The organism is Pseudosulfitobacter pseudonitzschiae (genome assembly GCF_900129395.1).
Classification (GTDB): domain Bacteria; phylum Pseudomonadota; class Alphaproteobacteria; order Rhodobacterales; family Rhodobacteraceae; genus Pseudosulfitobacter; species Pseudosulfitobacter pseudonitzschiae.
Genome location: NZ_FQVP01000002.1, coordinates 570,920 through 590,253, shown reverse-complemented (window position 1 = coordinate 590,253; position 19,334 = coordinate 570,920). Strand labels below are relative to the sequence as shown.

Here is a 19,334-nt window from a genome sequence, read left to right as displayed (position 1 = left end):
ATGGCAAACCGCCGACAATTCCTTGCGGGGCTTCTGGCCTCGGGCCTTGCGCCCGTGCCCACATGGGCCGACGCGGGCAGCCCGGCCTATCTGTCCGCCGCGCGTCTGCCGGATGAAAGCTATGTGCTGACCGGGCTGGACCGTCAGGGGGCCGAACGGTTCCGCATCCCCCTGCCCGCGCGCGGCCATGCCGCTGCCGCGCACCCGACCCAGCCCGTCGCCGTGGCCTTTGCCCGCAGGCCGGGGCGCTTTGCGCTGGTGCTGGATTGCCGCGATGGTGCGGTGCTGGCGCGACTGGACAGCCCAGAGGGGCGGCATTTCTACGGGCATGGCAGCTTTGACGCCAGCGGGCAGTATCTGTTCACCACCGAGAACGACTATGACGTAGGTCAGGGCCGCATCGGCGTCTGGGACGTGGCGGCGGGATATACCCGCATTGGCGAGTTTGCCTCGGGCGGGGTTGGCCCGCATGACATGAAACTGCTGCCACAGGGCGGCTTCGTTGTCGCCAACGGCGGCATCGACACCCATCCCGACAGCGGGCGGCTGAAGCTGAACCTGCCCACGATGCGGCCCAATCTGGCCTATCTGTCCGAAGACGGCGACCTGCTCGACATGGTCGAACCCCCGCACCACCACGCCTCGACCCGCCACCTGGCGGTGCGGGCCGACGGGCTGGTGGCCGTGGGGATGCAATGGCAGGGCGATGTGGCGCGGTCGCCTGCGCTGGTGGGCCTGCACCGGCGTGGCGAACCGCTGCGCCTGTTGGGCGATGCCGCGGCGCTGGAAGGCTACGTTGGCAGCATCGCCTTTTCCGGGAATGGCACGCAGGTGGCGATCACCTCGCCGCGCGGCGGCACGCTTGAGGTTTTTGACGCAGGCACCGGCGCGCTGGTGCAACGGCTGGCAGAACAGGACGTCTGTGGCGTGGTCGCGGCCAAGGACGGCTTGCTGGCAACGACCGGGCTGGGCCGGGTGATCCATGCCGACAGCAGCACGCGCCTGTTGCAGACCGTGCAACTGGCATACGACAACCACCTGATCGAGATTGCACCGCAGGGATAGGGGCGGGCCATGTCGGCCTAACAGTCAGGCATTTGTGATATGGGCCGGACGTTCAACATGATCTGAACCAAGGTCCGGTGTGCGGGACGGAGCGGACCCTGACCAAACAGATCATTCCCTCAACTGTCGCTGGCATTGGAACTTGGTAAGGACTGCTTTGAATTGAAAGTTTTGTTGCCAGCAATCACCGCATTTGCAGTACACATATCACCAGCGGCGGCCGCGTTGGCTTGGGTGCACTTCTCAACTGTTCCTCGTGTGAAGGCAGTCATGAAGCTCACCGCTAAACTTGTCACTTTGGTGGTAATCTCTTTATTTATATATCTGCACTTAGCAGAAACGCTTTGTGATGGCAGCGCAGTGAAGGGCTTTGTCCGGTGCTCATTTTTTCCGGTCAGCATCGCAAATCTGTCGATACCAATCTACTTGCTATCGGTGACGGCGCTTGGCGGGTGGTGTCTTGTAGTCACAGCGATATGCGGTTGGGCGGAGATTGCCGCGATGAGAGGACGAAACGACAGGCAATAATACCTCAAACCGGACCTTAACCGCGGCCTACACGAATGACTGCCCCGCTCAGCAATACAGCATAACGACCTCAGCCCTCTGATCTGTTCAACCCGAAGCCCCCGCCCCGCTCAGCCACCCATGCGCCGTCGCCAGTTTGTCCTGCACCGTCTGGCTGTGCACGAACGGATAGATATCGTCGTGCCCGATGGACCGGTTCACGTGGTTCAGCGCCAGCCCGTAGGCCCCTGCCGTGTCGATCAACGCCTTGGCGTCGGTCTCTGCATAGGCGTCGTATTTCAGGTTGTTCAGCACCGGCAGGGTCAGCCCCGCCTCGACCGCGCTGTCCAGCATGTCGGCCAGATGCATCACATGGGCCGAGGTTTCCGCCCAATCCTCATGGGCGTGGGCCGAGGCATAGGGCGTGATGAAACGGTCTACCCAGTCAGCGGGCGCGCCGTTGGCATAGTGGCGCTTTAACGCCGCGCCATAGTCGGCCTGCGGATCACCAAAGATGGGCGTAAACTGCGCTTCGAAATCGGAGTGCGCAGCGGCGAGGCGTTCGAACAGGAAATGCGCAATCTCGTGGCGAAAATGCGCAGTCATGGTCCGCAACCGCTCGCTCAGCGCCTCGCGGCGGCGCACCTCTTCGATAGGGTCCGCTTCGGCAAGGTTGATGGTGACCAACCCGTTCTGGTGCCCCATGATGATATTCGTATGGCCCTTGGCGGTGTCTTCCGACAACAGGTGGAACCGCGGGTTGGGTCCGGTGTCGGCGTCGGTGAACCACCCCCAGCGACCCAGTGTCGCCAACACCCAGCGTTTCGACGCCTCGGCGCGCGACCACAGCGCCAGGTTGTCCCCCTGTTTGATGTCGGGCACGACCTCGGTCATGGCACAGGACCGGCAAAGGCCGGTGTCGGCCTGCTCGGCCACCCAGTTGCATCCGATCTGCGCCCGGTTGGCACAGGTTGGCGCGCCCGGAACAAAGCCGTCGTTTTCGGGATCATAGACCAGCGTATTGCCGCAGATGCACCGCTGGTTCCAGAAATAGGCCGTCGCCTTGCAGCTTGGGCAGGCATAGATGCGCATTGCGTCAGTATCCGTTCATAAAGGCAGTCGTGGGGAGGTCATGCCTGTGTGACATGCCAAGAGGGGCGCACCGATGTTCAGGTCACCACCTTGACGTCAACCGATTGCGCGGTGGTCTGGTTCCCTGCCGAGCGCAAATGCCCGATGTCGGGGCTGACATCAGCGTAATCGCGCCCGTAGCCCACCACGACATGATCCGTGCCCACGACGCAGCAATTGGTCGGGTCGTATTCCACCCAGCCCAGCGCGGCGCCGCACCAAGCCTTGACCCAGGCGTGCATCGCATCCGCCCCCTCCAATCGTGGCGCGCCCTTGGGCGGGATCGTGCGCAGATAGCCGCTGACATAGCCTGCTGGAATGCCCAGAGATCGCAGGGCAAGGATCATGATGTGGCTGTAGTCCTGACAGACCCCGCGCCTGAGCTTGAAGGCATCGACCGGGTTCGTGTCCACAGTGGTGGCCGTGGCGTCAAAGGTCATGACGCCGTGCAATGCCTCGCCCAGCCGCATCACCGTGGCGGCCACGCTGTCGCGCGCGCGGCGGATGTCGCGGGCAAAGGCGGAGATTTCCGAATTTGCCGTCAGACGCGGCGACGGTCCCAGAAAATGCGTGGGCGACAACGGTCCCATGTCGCGCAGGTCGGACAGCTCAACCGCCAATTGCTCGGCGTTCAACGGAAAGTCCAGCAAGGGTGCGGGCTGTTGGACCGCGACCCGACAGGCCATCGAGATCACCATTTTGCTGTGCACATCCGCGTGGACAAAGGTGGTGGTCTGGTTGCCGAAAAAATCCACGCTGTCGAATTGCTCGGACGGCTGCGGCGTGATCGTCAGCATCGACAGTTTCAATTGCTGCCGCTGCCCCAGCGCGCGCGGCACCACGCGGACCACGTGCCGCCCATTGCCAGCGGGCAGATGGTAGGTGTGGGTCAGCACCAGACGGATGTCATATTCCATGGCTACACCAGATAGGTTTCGGTCAGCGCGTCGGACAGCGCCCAAAGCTCTGCTTCGATCTGGTCGAACACCTCTTCCGTCAGCTTGTCCGTGCTGATGGTGGCCAGCTGGGTCTCCAGCAACAGAACACGCTGCGCCACGGCGCCCAGCACCGCACCGCCGGTCTGTCCCGGCAGTTCCTTGATCTGCTGGTTGGCGCGGCTGACGTGAAAGCGGATCGAACGCGGGTTGTTTCCATCCAGCGCCAGCATGTGAAACACCGACGCCTTGTCCGCCACCACCGAGAACCGCGCGCGGTGCGACACGATGCTGTCCCCCAGCTCCAGCGCCAGGTTCAGCGCGCCGTCGGGGGCGTCCGCGCGGCCCAGTTCGCGCAAGACCCGCACCATGCCTGCCGCACGTTCCAGCGAAGTGCCAAGGCTGAGGAAACGCCAGCCATGCGAGCGGTACATATTCTCGTGCACCAGCCCGCTGAAACCGGTGATCTTGCGCAAAAGCAGGCTGATTTCCGACAGAACGTCGTCCGGCTCGACCTTGGTGGCGCGCAAACGGTCCACATCCTGCACGATGTCCTTGAGCGCCTTCATCCCGTCGGGGGAAAAGCGGTCACCGATCTTGGTCGCGGCGTGCAGCCCCTGATACAGCGGTGTCTCGAACCGCTCGGCGATCTTTGCCACCTCTGCGCTGACGTCATACATCAGACGCTTGCGGATATAACGCAGGATCGGCGCGTCGGGGCTGACCCCATCGCTGATGCGGGCGAAATAGGCGCGGAACAGACGGACGTTGAATTCGGCACGCTCGACGTTGCGGCCCACCCAGAACAGGTTGTCCGCCGCGCGCGAGGGCAGCGCCGCCTCGGAGAACGCCCGCGTGGGTGCATCCGCCGTGGGCGTCAGCAGGCTGGTCTGCGGCACCGGCCTGTCCGAGACGACCCACACATCCGCCACCTGGCCGCCGCGCTGCATCGCCAGCGCCTTGGGGTCATTGCCGCCGCTGACACGGGCATAGCCACCGTGCATCATCTGCCAGCCGCGCGCCGTGCGCACCAGAAACACACGCAGACACATGGGCCGCGCCACCAAACGACCGTTTTCATAGACAGGCGTGGTCGAAAGCGTCACCGTCTCCTGCCCCACCAGTTCACGGCCCGAGGTTTGCAGCAGCTTCATCACATGTTCGGGAAAGCTGCCCTGTTTGTCCGCGTCGAAAACGAAGGTGCCCGGATCCGCCATCAAGGGCACGGTGGAAAAGGCCGAACCCACCATCATCTGTTCGCAATGGTTGATCACATGGTCGCGTTCCGCAGCATGTCCGCACCACCACGTTGCGATGTTGGGCATGATCAGCGGCTGGCCCAGATGTTTCCGCGCAATCTTGGGCAGGAACGCCATCAGCGCGCGGGTTTCCAGCACCCCCGCCCCTTCGGCGTTCAACGTGCGCAGGGTGCGACGGCGCAAGGCGTCCAGCAGGCCCGGCGTGCCGATCAGCGATCCGGCATCCAGTTCCAGCGGGTCGATCATCGCCGCGGGCACACGGTTCCACAACAGGCTGAGCGGTTTCGGCCCCGACACCGTGCGCACCATCGCCTGGCCGTCCGTCACGATCAGATCCTCGCCCTCGACCAGCAACAGGCCCAGATAGCGCGCCAGATAGGCGTGTTCGGCATAATGCTGGTTCATCGGTCCGGGGCTGAGCATGGCAATCTGCCCCGTTCCCTTGCCCCGAAGATCAAACAGGCGTTGCTGGATCGCCTGGAAAAAGCCGGCGATGCGGTGGACGTTGGCATTGCTGAAAAAGTTCGGGAACACCCGTGTCAGCGCCACACGGTTCTCGATGGCAAAGCCGGTGGTGGTGGGCGATTCCACCAGATCGCTGATGACCCACCATTTGCCATCAGGACCGCGCCCGATTTCAAAGGACAGGAAATTCAGGAAAGGTTCGGATTTGGGATGCGCCCCCATCATCGGCCGCAGCCATGCCGGGTTCTGGCCCAGAAGCGCTGCAGGGATTTGCCCCGTGCGGACCAGGTCATTGGCCCCGTAGAAATCCTGAACCACATGTTCCAGCAGGTCCGCGCGCTGCACCAGCCCTGTGCCGATCTCGGCCCATTCGCTTTCGCCCAGGACCACAGGAATATGGCTCAGCGGCCATTCCCGTTCGGACGACACCGTGTCGTCGTACTGGCGGTAGAACACCCCCGCCTCGCGCAGATACTGGTCACCCCGGGCAAAACGATGCGCCATCCCTTCGGGGCTGAGCCCGCACAAGTGCTCCATCAGGTCGCGCCAGGCAGGTTTCACCGCACCGTCCGCGCCGATCATCTCGTCGTGGACGCCGGGCTGTGTGGTGTAGTTGGCCAGCAGGTCGTTGCCCGCTGTGCCAGTGTTGATGCGCGCGCTTGCCATATCCGGCTGACTACAACCCCGGGCGTCTGCGCAGGTCAAGCGTGAACGGGAATTCGGGGTGCGGTATTTCCGACGGCGGGGTAAAGGCACCCGTCGTATGGCCCAGCGGTTCGAACCGTGACAACCGCCGCGCTTCGGCCTCGTTTCCGTTCACGGGAAAGGTGTCAAAGTTACGCCCGCCCGGATGCGCCACGTGATAGCGGCAACCGCCCAGCGACCGTCCGGTCCACGTGTCGTAGATGTCAAAGGTCAGCGGCGCGTCGACCTCAAGCACGGGATGCATCGACTGTGCCGGCTTCCACGCCTTGTACCGTACGGCCGCCACGCGCGATTGCGGTGCCTTGGTCTGGGCCAGCGGCACCACGCGTTTGTTGGCGGTGACCCTGTAACGATCCGGGTTCGCGCCAGTCAGCTTGACCTGCAACCGCTCGACCGAGCTGTCGGTATAGCGCACCGTGCCACCGATTGCGCCTGTTTCGCCCAGCACGTGCCACGGCTCCAGCGCCTGGCGCAATTCCAGCGTGATCCCCTCGTAGGTGACTTCACCGCAGAACGGAAAGCGGAACTCGGCCTGCGCCTCGAACCACATGGGGTCCAGCGCCATGCCGTGCGCGCGCAGGTCGTCCAACACTTCGACAAAATCGTCCCAGATGAATTCGGGCAGCATGAACCGGTCATGCAATTGTGTGCCCCAACGGGTCAGGTTGCCGCTGATCGGACTGTCCCAGCAGCGGGCGATGATGGCGCGGATCAGCACCTGTTGCGCAAGGCTCATGCGCGGGTTGGGCGGCATCTCGAATCCACGGAACTCCACCAGCCCCAGACGCCCTGTGGGACCGTCGGGGGAATAGAGCTTGTCGATGCAAATCTCGGTGCGGTGGGTGTTGCCGGTCACGTCGATCAGGCTGTTGCGCAGCAGACGGTCGGTCAGCCACGGCGGCGGCACATCGCCCTTGGCCGGCGGCCAGATCTGGTCGAGCGCGATTTCCAACTCATACAACTGGTCATGGCGCGCCTCGTCGATGCGCGGGGCCTGAGAGGTGGGGCCGACAAAGGTGCCCGAGAACAGGTATGACAGGCTGGGGTGGCGTTGCCAGAAATGGATCAGGCTTTTCAGCAGATCGGGACGGCGCAGGAACGGACTGTCGGATGGTTTGACCCCGCCCACAACCACGTGGTTGCCACCGCCGGTGCCGGTGTGGCGGCCGTCGATCATGAACTTGTCCGCCCCCAGACGGCACTGGCGCGCCTCTTCATAGACGATCTCGGTGGTGTTGACGCATTCGGCCCAATTGGCGGCGGGATGAATGTTCACCTCAAGCACACCGGGATCGGGGGCCACGCGGATCACCTCGATGCGCGGATCGCTGGGCGGGCTGTAGCCTTCGATCAGCACCTTGTGGCCGGTTGCACTGGCCGCAGCCTCGGTGGCGGCGATCAGCTCCAGATAATCCTCAAGCGTTTCGACCGGCGGCAGGAACACACACAAACGCCCGTCGCGCGGCTCAACCGAAATGGCGGTGCGCACGGCCCCACTGAGGTCACCATCACTGGCCATGGTCTGCTCCACAACCTCTTGCCCGACGGTGGCATCGGTGCGGTGGGCCACGGCCTGCGGGCGTGCCGCGATCTCATCGGGATCGGCCAGCGGCGCGCGGTCATCCATCGGGTCCTGCGGGTTGATGAAAGGAAAGCTGGCCTCGGGGATATGCCGCAGCGTGCCCAGCGGCAGACGGTAGCCCACGGGGCTGTCACCGGCGACCAAAAACACCTTGCCGCGCCGCATGTTCCACACTTCGGACATCCAGCGGCTTTGTGCACGCGCCTGCCAGCGCTGCACCGGCAGCACATAGCCCGCAGGCGTGGTCAGCCCGCGTTCGAACACCCGCGCGATGCGGGCGCGTTCCTCGGGGTCTTTCAGCTTGTTGTTCTCGGGTGTCACGTTTTCCGGCAGGCTGGCTTCCTTGATGATCCAGTCGGCGGGGTCCTCGAAGGCCGGCAATACGTTTTCACGCGGCACCGCCAGATGTTGGGCAATGCTGTCCAGCAACGCCTTGGCGTCGTCGGGGCCAACATCTTCCTTTGTGTCCTCGCGGGCCAGCAGATCGGGGTTCTTCCAGATCGGCTTGCCGTCCTTGCGCCAGTACAGCGAGAACGTCCAGCGCGGCAGCGTCTCGCCCGGATACCACTTGCCCTGCCCGTAATGCAGCAGCCCACCGTTCGAAAACTTGTCCTGCAAACGGCGGATCAGCTTGTCCGCCAGCACCCGTTTGGTCGGCCCAACCGCGTCGGAATTCCACTCGGGACTTTCAAAATCGTCGATGGACACGAACGTCGGCTCGCCGCCCATCGTCAGGCGCACGTCGCCGGCTTCAAGCCGTTTGTCGATCTTCTGACCCAGCGCGTTCAGCGCATCCCACGATTCGTCCGAGAACGGTTTGGTGATGCGCGGGTGTTCGGCCGTGCGCTTCACCTGCATGTCGAACGAGAATTCCACCTCGGCAAAGCTGGCGACACCGGTGATCGGCGCGGCGTTGGAATAATGCGGCGTCGCGGCCAGCGGGATATGGCTTTCCCCCGCCAACAGCCCCGACGTGGGGTCCAGCCCGATCCAGCCCGCGCCGGGCAGGTAAACCTCGACCCAGGCGTGCAGGTCGGTGAAATCATGGTCGGTGCCCGCAGGCCCGTCCAGCGCAATAAGGTCCGGTTTCAACTGGATCAGATAGCCCGAGACAAAGCGCGCCGCGATGCCCAGATTGCGCAGGATCTGAACCAACAGCCAACTGCTGTCACGGCACGAGCCCGACGCGCGGTCCAGCGTCACCTCGGGCGTCTGCACGCCGGGTTCCATGCGGATTTCATAGTTGATTTCGCTGGCCAGGCGCATGTTCAGCCCGACCAGAAAGTCGATCGTCACCATCTTGTCGCGCGACACGGTTTTCAGGAACGCGTCCAGCTTGGGCGTCAGCGGTTCGGTTTTCAGGTAGATCGACAGGTCGTCGGCAATCTCGGGGCCATAGGCGAATGGGAAATCCTTGGCGCTGTCCTCGACGAAAAAGTCGAAGGGGTTATAGACGGACATATCCGCGACCAGATCGACCTCGATCTTGAACTCGCGCACAGGCTCGGGAAAGACCAGCCGCGCCATCCAGTTGCCGTAGGGGTCTTGTTGGTGGTTCACGAAATGCTCGACCGGCGACACCGAAAGCGCATGCGATATGACCCGCGTGCGCGAATGCGGCGCGGGACGCAGCCGGATGATCTGCGGCCCCAGCGTGACGGGGCGGTCGTATTTGTAATGGGTCAGGTGGTAAATGCTGGCGGTGATCGACATTGACATCTCCTTTCGCACACCATCGCGCGGCACATGAGGCACAGCAACGTCTAAGGTGCGGATTGAAGTGCAATGTAGCGCCGCGACGGTGCAATTGCGACCAAACGCTTGGAAACAGGGCAAAAGCCATGCCGATCTATTAAAACAGGCGGCGAAGTTGCTCCCGTTGCAGCATGCAAGGTGAAATTAGAGAAAATGCAATGCTTCTTTTGCACGGCCTTAAGGGTTTTGAAGCCATTGGCCGCCAATCTCGCAACTCAAGGCTCATATTTCACTATGCACGGATGCAAAAATGGTTTGGTTCAAGGGAAAAAATCCCGAGATGGAAATTCTGAAACGGGAAATGCAGGCCTTTGAGGCATCGCATGTCATTGCGCGTATTTCTTCCGACAGAAAGATCCAGTCGGTCAACGAAAATTTCTGCACCGTCCTGGATGTCGCGCCAACCGATATCATCGGCAAGAACTACGAACAGATCGTGCGCCAAAAGGATCATAACAAACCGGAATTCATGGAAATCTGGAGATCGGTTGAAGCGGGCAAAACCATCAACCAGATCGTACCCCGCCTGAATGCCCAGGGCGAAGAGATCTGGTTTGATTCAACCTATACCCCGATCATGAATGCCGACGGCACGCATGGCTACACCATCGTCGCGGCACGTGAGATCACGAATATGCATTTGCGCCGCCGTGACAACCGCAGCCAGGTCGACGCGCTGAAACGGTCAATGGCGGTGATCGAATTCGACCTGTCGGGCAACATTCTGGAAGCGAACCAGCTTTTCCTGGATGCGATGGGATATACTCAGGAAGAACTGATCGGGAAGCACCACAAGATATTCATGCCGCCCGAAGAGATTGGAACCTCGGAATACAAGGGCTTTTGGCAGCGGCTGAGCACGGGGGCGTCGGAAACCGGCCAGGTCAAGCGGATCAGCAAAAGTGGCAAGGCGCGCTGGCTTCAGGCCACCTATGAAACCCTGCTTGATCCCGAAGGCCGGCCGTTCAAAGTGGTCAAATACGCCTTTGACATCACCGTGGCGCGCGACCTTGAAGCCGATGCCAATGCCATGGTCGACGCGATCCAGAAGGTGCAGGCCGTTATCGAATTCGACCCCCGGGGCCAGATTTTGAACGCCAATGAAATCTTCTGCCAAACAATGGGTTACGAGGCAAAGGAGATCGTTGGGAAGAACCACCGCATGTTCGTCACCAATGATCATGGCCACAGCCCCGAATACCAGTCATTCTGGGATGATTTGCGGCGCGGCGAAGCAAAGGACGGATCGTTCGAACGCATCGGCAAGGACGGCAGCACCGTATTCATCCGCGCCAGCTACAACCCCATCCGCAATGCCGCCGGCGAGGTGGTCAAGATTGTCAAATTTGCAGTCAACACCACCCCCTATATCCGCACGGCCGATGCCATGCAGGCCGGTCTGAGCAGCCTTGCCGCTGGCGATCTGACGGTCCGGTTGAATGACGACCTTGGGGAATTTGATGACATTCGCGTGCAATTCAACAACGCCGTCGAACGCCTTGACAGTGTGATGGCGGGCGTCCTGCGGCAAGCGCTTGAGGTCACGCAAGAGGTCGCCTCGATCTCGTCCGGCATGAATGACCTGTCCAATCGTTCGGAACGACAGGCCGCCACGTTGGAAGAAAGTGCTGCCGCGCTGGAGGAACTGACATTCTCGGTCAAAAGCGCGACCGAGATGACCAACGACACAAGCCATCAGGTCCAGCAAGCCAAGGAGCAATCGGAACGATCCAGCGTCGTGGTCGGGGATGCGATCAGCGCCATGAACGTCATCGCGGAAAGCTCGCAATCCATCTCGCGGATCACAAGCGTGATCGACGACATTGCCTTTCAGACCAACCTGCTGGCCCTGAATGCCGGCGTCGAAGCTGCGCGGGCGGGCGAGGCAGGGCGCGGTTTTGCGGTCGTTGCCTCCGAAGTGCGCGAATTGGCACAACGTTCTTCCGAGGCGGCCCGCGAGATTGCCCAGTTGATCGAAGATTCAAAACGACAGGTGGGCCGCGGTGTCGATCTGGTCGGTCAGGCCGGTGAGGCGCTGCATTCCATCGATACCACTGTCACGGAAATTCGCGACAGTATCCTGCACATTGCATCCGCTGCGGCAGAGCAAAGCAGTGGCTTGCACGAAATGAACAGCGCCGTCGGGGATCTTGACCGTGCGGTGCAACAAAACGCTGCAATGGCGGGCGAAAGTTCGAGTGCGGTGCAGGTTTTGCAAGCAGGCGTGGATTCGATGACGCGCGATGTCGGTTACTTCAGATGCACCGGCGCCACTCATGATGCCGCCCCGGCAGAACAACGCATGGCAAGTTAGACATTCCAAATGCTGCTTGGGCACACCTTGGCCTGATGGACGCAGAAGCTGTTTGATCTTGGCACGATTGGCTATAACTCAGTCGTGAAGCATGCCAGAAACGGCATGTGAACAAGAGGCTGCCAAAGTGCCAGATCAAGTTTCTCCCCTAATCCTGTTCCGAAATCAGACCTTCCGGTCATTGTGGATTTCGGCACTGGCCTCGAACTTTGGTGGACTTGTTCAGGCGGTGGGCGCGGCGTGGCTGATGACTTCGCTGTCGGATTCACAGAATATGGTGGCGCTGGTACAGGGGTCTGTTGCGCTGCCGATCATGATTTTCTCGCTTTTGGCGGGGGTTTTTGCCGACAACTTTGACCGCCGCCGCGTCATGCTGGTTGCCCAGGCTTTCATGTTCTTCGTCTCTATCATCCTGACATTCATGGCGTTTGAAGGTTGGTTGTCGCCCTGGCTGTTGCTGGGATTCACCTTTCTGATCGGGTGCGGCACAGCCCTGCACAACCCCTCATGGCAGGCGACCATGGGTGACATCGTCTCGCGCGAGGAGCTGCCCTCGGCGGTGTCGCTGAACAGCATGGGCTTTAACCTGATGCGCAGCATCGGCCCGGCTGCGGGCGGTGCGATCGTGGCCATTGCGGGTGCGGCCGCCGCATTCGCCGTCAATGCGCTGAGCTACGTCGCCATCATCCTCGCCTTGCTGCGCTGGCAGGCGCCTGCCCGCGACACGCACCTGCCCCGGGAACCCATGGGCAGCGCCTTTGCCGCCGGCCTGCGGTATGTGGCAATGTCGCCAAACCTGTTGCGCGTGATCCTGCGCGGGTTCTGGTTCGGCCTGTCGGCCATCGCCCTGCTGGCCCTGTTGCCGGTGGTGGTTCGCGAAACCCTGCATGCCACCGCCTTTGTCTACGGTGTCATGCTGGGGTGTTTCGGGATGGGGGCCGTGGCCGGCGCCCTGTCCAACGCGCGCCTGCGCAACCGGTTCAGCAACGAGATCATCGCGCGCGGCGGCTTTGTCGGGTTCGGCGCCAGCTGCGTCGTCCTGGCCTTCAGCACAAACACGGTTCTGTCGGGGGCCGCGCTGATGTTGGCGGGGGCTGCCTGGGTGCTGGCCTTGTCCATGTTCAACGTCACCATCCAGCTGTCGACGCCGCGCTGGGTCGTGGGGCGGGTGATCGCCCTGTACCAGACCGGCACATTCGGTGGCATGGCCGCAGGCAGCTTGATCTGGGGTGCCATCGCGGAACAGTCGGGATCGGCAGAGGTGGCCTTGTTGGGGGCCGCGGGCCTGTTGGCTGTCGGGGCGCTGATCGGCTATCCCCTGCCCCTGCCCGAGTTCAACGGCCTGGACCTTGGCCCGCTGAACCGCTTCAAGGAGCCCGCGACACGGTTTGACCTGAACTATCGCAGCGGTCCGGTGATGGTCATGGTCGACTATGAAATCGCACAGGAAGACGTGCCCGAGTTCCTGGCCGCGATGAGCCTGCGACGGCGTGTGCGCATCCGGGACGGGGCACAGCAATGGGCGCTGTTGCGCGATCTGCACCAGCCCGAGCACTGGAGCGAAAGCTATCATGTACCAACCTGGGGCGAATATGTACGACATAACGAGCGGCGCACCAACGCGGACGCCGCCCTGTCAGACCGTCTGAGGGTGTTGCACCGCGGCGAGGGATCGCCGGCGGTTCACCGGATGATCGAGCGCCAGACCGTACCGCTGCGCGACGACATGATGCAAAAGGACGACGAGAGCCTGTCAGAGGCCTGAACACCTCATTCCTCCAACAGATGCTCCAGCCCACAGCGCGCGATGGCATCGGTCAGTTCCTGCGCGGCCGATGTCAGGATTGCACGCTCGTCCAGATCGGTCTTGCGGTGGCGCATGCGGATCTTGCCGTTGACGATCACCGTGTCCACGTCGCCCGCATTTGCGAATTGCGCGGCGGCCGTCAGCGGCATGATCGGCGGATACAAATGCGCCTGTTCGCGGTCCAGCATGATGATATCGGCCTTTTTGCCCGTTTCGAGCGACCCCAGGTCATCCGCCAGCCCGATGGCACGCGCAGCGTCGATGGTGCACATTTCCAGCACGTCAATCGGCATCATCACGTCGGGGTCGCGGAAATGGCGGCGATGGTAATGCAGGCACTGCGCCATATGGCGGAACATGTCATAGCCGCGATCCGGTGCGGCAGCGTCCGATCCCAGTGCCACGTTCACGCCCATGTCGCGCAGTTCCGGCGCGGGGCACCGGCCATAGACCGACATGATCGCCGACGGGTTGTGAACGATCGAGGTGCCGCTGCGCCTGGCGGCGGCCATGTCGCCCTCGGTCAGGTCGACCGAGTGGGAGAGATAGGACCACGGGCCGATGATCTCCAGCGTTTCGGCCAGTTCGATCGAGCCGTTGCGGTGCCCGTCTTGTGTAAAGAGCAGCCCCGCCTTTTCGCGCAGGTCCATCACGTCGCGGCACATCCGGCGGAGGGTTTGCGGGTCTTCGGCCACTTCGTCCGGTTGATAGACCGGCATGATCAGGCACACGCCCGTGCCCGCGCCCAACAGGTCGTTATGCGCCCCGGCCAGTTCCGCGCAGACCGCCAGTTGCTCGTCGAAGGACAGGGTTATCTCGCGCGACTGGTCAAGGCTGCGGTAGGTCTTGGGGAAAGGTGCCCGGTTTACACCGGCGGCCAACATGGTGCGCAGGCCCGCCTCGCGGGTGGCGGCGCAATGCAGATCACCCGCCTCGCGCGTTTCGGTGCGATAGTGGTCCGCCCCGCCGCCCAGCAAAATGGTACAGGTGGTGATCCCCGCCTTGAGCCGTTCCAGCGCGGACAAACGCGCCTCGGCCTGCCAGAAACCGGCAGTTGATCCGCGCGTATAAAGGTCTTCGCAGGCTTGAAACCATGCGTCGCCCCCTGCCCGCGCGCCCAGATTGCGGGTCAGTCCGTGGCCTGCGTGGGCGTGGCTGTCGATCAGCCCCGGCAACGTCAACGTGCCTGTGCCGTCGATGATCTCGGCGCCGTCGGGAATGGTCACATCGTCCGCCGCGCCAACGGCGGTGATACGGTCATCGGCAAAGACAATCGTCGCGTTTTCGATGACCCGGCGCGCGGCGTCCATGGTGATGGCAGTGGTTCCGGTGATGGCAGTGGTGGTCAACTCAGGTATCCTCGGTCAGGGCTGCGCCCAGAACATCGGTCGGGAACGGCTGGCCATCCCCCGAAGCTTCCAGTTGCAGGGTGTGTTCCGCTTCCAGCAGGTGTGCATCCATTGCGCTTTTGGCGGTCTCAAAGTCGCCCTGCGCCAGCGCATCGACGATAGAGGCATGTTCATCCGGGCCGCATTGGGTGTCGCATTTTGGTTGAAACACCGCCGTGACCAAAGTGCTTTTGGACACCAGATCGCGCAGGATATCCGCCAGCAGCGGCGATGCGGACAGTTCGGCCAGAAGCATGTGAAAGGCCCCCGACAGCCGAATGGTCTGCGACGTATCACCGTCCCGCAACGCCTGGCGTTCCTGCTCTATGTGGCCCTTGAGGGCAGACAACGTGTCGTCGCTGACGTTGTCTTTCAACGCTTCGATCACGCCCCGCTCGACCACGCGGCGGGTGAAGAACACATCGCGTGCTTCGTCCACGGACGGCGTCGACACAAAGGCCCCGCGATTGGGAATGTGGCAGACCAGCCCGTCATGGGCCAATTGGTCCAGCGCCCGGCGGATGCGCGGACGGCTGACGCCGAAAATCTCGCACAGGCGCTCTTCTTTCAGGCGGGTGCCCGGCGGCAAACGGCGTTCGGCAATCGATTTCCAGATCCGTTCATAGATCTGCTGTTCCGTCAGTTTGGGAGCGTCCGACATCTCGCCTCCTTGGCTTGGACCGGGCAACAGGCCCGATCTCAATTGTCGCAAAATTAGGCAGACAGATGCAAGCAATTAATGTCGTCATAAATTGTTAACAATAATTGTAGACGTAAATTGCGAATCATGTCAGCTTCCCGTCGTCATCCACGTGCAAGCCGCTTTTGCCGGCCCAATGAACCGAAAACAGGGATACCAACATGACACCACGCAAACTCTTGCTGACCGCAACCACGGCGCTGTCGCTGGCCCTTGGCGGCGCGGCGCAGGCCGAAACCTTCCGCCTTGGCACCAATGGCGACCTTTACGGCCTTGACCCCCATTCCATGACCGACAGCTTTACCGTGTCGTTCCTGAACCACATCTACGAGGCGCTGGTGCGCTATGACGCGGACCTGAAGATCGAGCCTGCGCTGGCCACAAGCTGGGAACAGATTGACGAAACGACCGTACGCTATCACCTGCGCGAAGGGGTCAAGTTCCATGACGGTCAGGACCTGACCGCCGAGGATGTCGTTGCCTCGGTCAACCGTGCCGCACATGAAGATTCCCCCATTCGCGGCAACATCGCGGGTCTTGTCGGGGCCAAGATGGTGGACGACATGACCGTCGATCTGCTGCTGGACGGGCCAAACCCGTTGCTGAACAACTTTCTGACCAACATCCTGATCTTTGACGCGGGCTGGCTGGAAGAAAACAACGCGCTGGACCCCATCGACGCGCAGAAGGGCGAAGAGGGCTATACCACCTCGCATGCCAACGGCACCGGGCCGTTCCGTTTTGTGTCGCGCACCCCGGACGCGCAGACCGTGCTGGAGGTCAACGAAGGTTGGTGGGACACGCCCCAGCACAACATCACCCGCATCGAACTGAACCCGATCAACTCGGACGCCACCCGCGTGGCGGCGATGCTGTCGGGCGAGTTGGACATGATCGTGCCGTCGCCATTGCAGGATTCAAAACGCATCGAGGCAACTCCTGGGATGCACGTGCTCGAGGCGCCCGGCCTGCGCGCGATCATGATGGGCTTTAACCTGGGCGATCAGTTGAACAATGCCAGCACCGAGGGCAATCCGCTGAAAAAGGTCGAGGTGCGTCAGGCATTGGTCCATGCGATCAGCTATGACCTGCTACGGGACAAGATCATGCGCGGCAAATCCCGCAATCTGGGCACGCTTGTCGCCCCGCAAGTTCCCGGCTTTGACGACGCGAACGATGAAATCCCCGCCTATGATCCCGAACTGGCCAAGCAGATGCTGGCCGATGCGGGCTATGCGGACGGCTTCAGCTTTAACATGAACTGCCCCAACGACAGCTACGTCAACGACGCGGCGATCTGTCAGGCGCTGGCCGCGATGTTCGCACGTGTCGGCGTCAAGGCGGACCTGACCGCCGAAACCAAGGCGATCCATTTCGAACATGCCCGCGCCAACGAGACGGATATGTTCATGCTGGGTTGGGCCACGCTGCCGATGCTGGACGGCTATTCGGTGCTGTCGGCCATGCTGCACACACCCGGCGGGCAGATGGGCACCTGGAACCCCGGCGGCTATTCCAACGCCGAAGTGGATCGCCTGACCGAAGCCGTGGCGGTTGAGCTGGATGCGGACAAGCGTCTGGCGATGATGGTCGAGGCCTTTGCCATTGCCAAAAACGACGTTGCATGGCTGCCGCTGCATGCACAGCCGCTGTCTTGGGCCGCGCGTGATGGTGTGAGCATTCCGCAAACCGGCGACGACAAAGCGCGCCTGTGGCTTGCGCGGATCGACTGACCCCTTCGTGGTGGGTGCATGCGTGCGCCCGCCGCCTTCCCCCATTCCTGCCGGAGGCCGCCATGTTCGCCTTTCTTCTCAGACGCATCGTCCAAGCCGCCCTTGTGATGCTGGTTGTTGCGTCAATTGCCTTTTTGATGTTCCGCTTTCTGGGTGACCCGATCTCGAACCTGTTGCCCGAAGATGCAACGGTCGAAGAACGCGCGGACCTGCGTGAAAAGATTGGGCTGAACGACCCCTTCGTGGTGCAGTACGGACGGTTCATCACGAACGCGGCCCAGGGCGACTTTGGCCAGAGTTACCGCAACAACCGGCCAGTGTCCGACCTGCTGGCCGAACGTTTTCCCGCAACGGCCGAACTGGTGCTGGTCGCGGCAAGCCTGGCGCTTGCGTTGGGTATCCCCTTGGGAATCTACACCGCGCTGAACCCGCGCGGCTGGATCAGCCAGGGGTTGCAGGTCGTGTCGCTGTTGGGAATCTCTGTGCCCACATTCGTCACCGGCATCCTGTTGATCCTGCTGTTTTCCGTCACGCTGGGTTGGCTGCCCAGTTTCGGACGCGGCGAGGTTGTGGACCTTGGCGGCTGGACCACCGGCTTTCTGACGCTGTCAGGTCTCAAGGCGCTGATCCTGCCGTCGATCATGCTGGCGTTGTTCCAGATGACCCTGATCATGCGGCTGGTGCGTGCCGAGATGCTTGAGGTGCTGCGTGCCGACTATATCAAATTTGCCCGCGCACGCGGCATGCCCAACCGGATGCTGCATTTCAAATACGCGCTGAAGAACACGCTGATCCCGGTGATGACCATTTTCGGCCTGCAACTGGGCGGGCTGATCGCCTTTGCCATCATCACCGAGACGGTGTTCCAGTGGCCGGGCATGGGCTTTTTGTTCATTCAGGCGGTGAACTTTTCCGACGTGCCGGTGATGGCCGCCTATCTGGTGCTGGTGTCGTTCCTGTTCGTTGTCATCAACACCATCGTCGACCTTTTGTACCACGTCGTTGATCCCCGCCTGCGCGTCGAGAAATCGACCGCGCGCGGCGTCTGAGGAGACCCCCTATGTCCACTTTCATGCCAATGCTCTATTCCGCCTGGGACAGCGACATCGCCTATAGCTTCCGCAAGTCGCGGGTCGCGGTGATCTCGACGCTGCTGTTGCTGGCGATGTTTCTGGCGGCAATCTTCGCACCCCATCTGGCACCGCAAAACCCCTTTGATATTGCCGAGCTGAGCCTGTTCGACAGCGAACTGCCCCCCGCATGGGCCGAGGGCGGCAACCCCGCCTATCTGCTGGGCACCGACACGCAGGCGCGCGACGTGCTGTCGTCGATCATGTACGGGATGCGTATTTCGCTGGTCGTTGGCTTTGCCAGCGTGATCCTGGCCGCCGTGCTGGGTGTCACGCTGGGGCTGCTGGGCGGCTTTCTGGGCGGGATCGTCGATGCGGTGCTGATGCGCATCGCCGATGTTCTGCTCAGCTTTCCGCCGATCCTTGTGGCGCTGCTGATCAACGGCGTTCTGCGTGGTGCGCTGCCACAATCGGCGCAGGCGGATTCGGCGCTGATCGTGCTGATCCTGTCGATCGGCCTGACCAACTGGGTGCAATATGCACGCACCGTGCGCGGTTCGACCATGGTAGAGCGGCGCAAGGAATACATCGAAGCGGCCCGCACCCTTGGCACCGGATCGGTGGCCATCATGGTGCGGCACATCCTGCCCAACGTGCTGGGGCCGGTTCTGGTGATCGCCACCATCAACCTTGGCATGGCGGTGCTGACCGAAGCGACGCTAAGCTTCCTGGGGGTCGGCATGCCGCCCACCCAACCGTCGCTGGGCACGCTGATCCAGATCGGCAACGAATTCCTGTTTTCCGGCATCTGGTGGGTCGTCGTCTTTCCCGCCGTGGCGCTGGCCGTGCTGGTGCTGGCCGTGAACCTGCTGGGCGACTGGCTGCGCGACGCGCTTAACCCGAAACTGAGGTGACCCC

The 19,334-nt window shown here is 62.2% G+C and carries 13 protein-coding genes; 6 read left to right on the top strand and 7 right to left on the bottom strand.

Annotation, left to right across the window (positions count from 1 at the left end; all coding sequences use genetic code 11):
• The gene (locus BUC08_RS07155) at positions 1–1,065 is read left to right on the top strand and encodes a DUF1513 domain-containing protein (protein ID WP_037925286.1); all 1,065 of its coding nucleotides are present in this window, start codon (positions 1–3) and stop codon (positions 1,063–1,065) included.
• 119 nt (positions 1,066–1,184) lie between these two features.
• Here the strand turns inward: BUC08_RS07155 and BUC08_RS24290 are convergent, their stop codons facing one another.
• The 5 genes from BUC08_RS24290 to BUC08_RS07135 form a co-directional block, all read right to left on the bottom strand.
• Positions 1,185–1,466, bottom strand: coding sequence for a hypothetical protein (locus BUC08_RS24290; protein ID WP_143186691.1), 282 nt, complete (start codon positions 1,464–1,466; stop codon positions 1,185–1,187).
• Between the two features lie 214 nt (positions 1,467–1,680).
• On the bottom strand, positions 1,681–2,664 hold the full coding sequence (locus BUC08_RS07150; RefSeq protein ID WP_037925283.1) for a zinc-binding metallopeptidase family protein: 984 nt from the start codon (positions 2,662–2,664) through the stop codon (positions 1,681–1,683).
• Between the two features lie 77 nt (positions 2,665–2,741).
• Positions 2,742–3,620, bottom strand: a complete 879-nt coding sequence (locus BUC08_RS07145; protein ID WP_037925281.1) for a transglutaminase family protein — start codon at positions 3,618–3,620, stop codon at positions 2,742–2,744.
• A gap of 2 nt (positions 3,621–3,622) precedes the next feature.
• Positions 3,623–6,028, bottom strand: a complete 2,406-nt coding sequence (locus tag BUC08_RS07140; RefSeq protein WP_037925279.1) for a circularly permuted type 2 ATP-grasp protein — start codon at positions 6,026–6,028, stop codon at positions 3,623–3,625.
• A 10-nt stretch (positions 6,029–6,038) separates the two neighbouring features.
• Complete coding sequence (locus BUC08_RS07135; protein ID WP_037925277.1) at positions 6,039–9,362, bottom strand: transglutaminase family protein; 3,324 nt, start codon at positions 9,360–9,362, stop codon at positions 6,039–6,041.
• A gap of 292 nt (positions 9,363–9,654) precedes the next feature.
• On the opposite strand from BUC08_RS07135, the gene BUC08_RS07130 reads away from it, so the two are divergent.
• The gene (locus BUC08_RS07130) at positions 9,655–11,718 is read left to right on the top strand and encodes a methyl-accepting chemotaxis protein (protein WP_051694222.1); all 2,064 of its coding nucleotides are present in this window, start codon (positions 9,655–9,657) and stop codon (positions 11,716–11,718) included.
• Positions 11,719–11,845: 127 nt separating this feature from the next.
• Positions 11,846–13,483 carry an MFS transporter gene (locus BUC08_RS07125; RefSeq protein ID WP_037925619.1) on the top strand — a complete coding sequence of 546 codons (1,638 nt, stop codon included), beginning with the start codon at positions 11,846–11,848 and terminating at the stop codon, positions 13,481–13,483.
• A 5-nt stretch (positions 13,484–13,488) separates the two neighbouring features.
• Here the strand turns inward: BUC08_RS07125 and BUC08_RS07120 are convergent, their stop codons facing one another.
• Both BUC08_RS07120 and BUC08_RS07115 read right to left on the bottom strand, forming a co-directional pair.
• Positions 13,489–14,874 carry an amidohydrolase family protein gene (locus tag BUC08_RS07120; RefSeq protein WP_037925275.1) on the bottom strand — a complete coding sequence of 462 codons (1,386 nt, stop codon included), beginning with the start codon at positions 14,872–14,874 and terminating at the stop codon, positions 13,489–13,491.
• Between the two features lies 1 nt (position 14,875).
• On the bottom strand, positions 14,876–15,574 hold the full coding sequence (locus BUC08_RS07115) for a GntR family transcriptional regulator (RefSeq protein WP_037925273.1): 699 nt from the start codon (positions 15,572–15,574) through the stop codon (positions 14,876–14,878).
• Between the two features lie 200 nt (positions 15,575–15,774).
• Here BUC08_RS07115 and BUC08_RS07110 point away from each other — a divergent pair, with 200 nt between their 5' ends.
• The 3 genes from BUC08_RS07110 to BUC08_RS07100 all read left to right on the top strand — a co-directional run bounded on the left by BUC08_RS07110 (position 15,775) and on the right by BUC08_RS07100 (position 19,330).
• Entirely contained in the window at positions 15,775–17,346 is a 1,572-nt protein-coding gene (locus BUC08_RS07110; protein WP_037925271.1) for an ABC transporter substrate-binding protein, read from the top strand.
• 62 nt (positions 17,347–17,408) lie between these two features.
• Positions 17,409–18,395 carry an ABC transporter permease gene (locus tag BUC08_RS07105; protein ID WP_037925269.1) on the top strand — a complete coding sequence of 329 codons (987 nt, stop codon included), beginning with the start codon at positions 17,409–17,411 and terminating at the stop codon, positions 18,393–18,395.
• Between the two features lie 11 nt (positions 18,396–18,406).
• Positions 18,407–19,330, top strand: coding sequence for an ABC transporter permease (locus BUC08_RS07100; RefSeq protein WP_037925268.1), 924 nt, complete (start codon positions 18,407–18,409; stop codon positions 19,328–19,330).
• Positions 19,331–19,334 lie beyond the last annotated feature (4 nt).